The organism is Pseudomonas emilianonis, assembly GCF_023072625.1.
Taxonomy (GTDB): Bacteria; Pseudomonadota; Gammaproteobacteria; order Pseudomonadales; family Pseudomonadaceae; genus Aquipseudomonas; species Aquipseudomonas paraveronii.
Genome location: NZ_JAKNRV010000676.1, coordinates 1 through 1,220, shown reverse-complemented (window position 1 = coordinate 1,220; position 1,220 = coordinate 1). Strand labels below are relative to the sequence as shown.

The 1,220-nt window shown below is 63.0% G+C and carries 1 pseudogene; it reads left to right on the top strand.

The features are described 5' to 3' along the window. Positions 1-121: 121 nt before the first annotated feature. A pseudogene (locus tag L9Z73_RS30780) lies at positions 122-1,220 on the top strand (xanthine dehydrogenase family protein molybdopterin-binding subunit); the annotation flags it as partial.

Genomic DNA, 1,220 nt, shown 5'->3' with positions numbered 1-1,220 from the left:
TGAACAGCGTAGAGACCGCCGCTCATGGCAACCCAGTTCACCGTCGAAACGGGATGGGTTCCAGGGCCTATCACCGAAGACGATTCGCGCGGCGGCGCACAGGTGATGATCGACGAGCACACAGGTCAAATCCTTCGATGCCAGTGCGGCGTTGAAGGTGCCGGGGGTGATCAAGGTCCTCGAAATCGAAAGCCGCCCTCTGCCTTCGGAGTTCCAGCCGCTGGGCGGCGTGGCCGTGGTGGCGAGCAACACCTGGGCAGCGATCAAGGGCCGTGAAGCGCTGAGCATTGTCTGGGATGACGGCGTCAACGCCAGCTATAACTCCATCGATTACCGCAAGGATCTGGAAGCGGCCGCGCAGCAACCGGGCAAAGTGGTGCGCAACACCGGCACCCTCGACCAGGCCATGAGCGATGCCGACAGCACCCTCGAAGCCGCCTATTACCTGCCGCATCTGGCCCAGTCGCCGATGGAACCGATGGTTGCCATCGCCCGTTTCGACAAGGGCCAGTGCGAAGCCTGGGCGCCAAGCCAGGCGCCTCAGGTGACTCGCGAGCGCGTTGCCGAGCGCCTGGGCCTGCCTTTCGATAACGTGACCATCAATGTCACGCTGCTGGGCGGCGGCTTCGGTCGCAAGTCCAAGCCGGACTTCGTGGTCGAGGCGGCCATCCTCGCCAAGGAATTCCCCGGCAAGGCCGTGCGCGTGCAGTGGACCCGTGAAGATGACATCCATAACTCCTACTTCCACACGGTTTCCGCCGAGTACCTCAAGGCTGGCCTGAACAAGGACGGCCTGCCTTCTGCCTGGCTGCACCGCACCGTCGCGCCGAGCATCACTGCACTGTTTGCACCGGGCATGAACCATGAGGCGGCGTTCGAGTTGGGTATGGGCTTTACCAACATGGCCTACGCGATTCCCAATGTGCGCCTGGAAAACCCCGAAGCTGCGGCTCACACCCGGGTTGGCTGGTATCGCTCGGTATCGAACATCCCCCACGGCTTTGCGATTCAGAGCTTTGTCGATGAGCTGGCGCACAAGGCCGGTCAGGACCCGTTGCAGTACCAACTCAAACTACTCGGGCCGGATCGTCAGATCGATCCTAAAACCCTGAGCGATGAGTGGAACTACGGCGAATCCCCGGAGCGCTACCCGATCGATACCGCTCGCCTGCGCGGGGTGCTGGAAACCGCCGCCAAGGCCGCCGGCTGGGAGTTGCCGC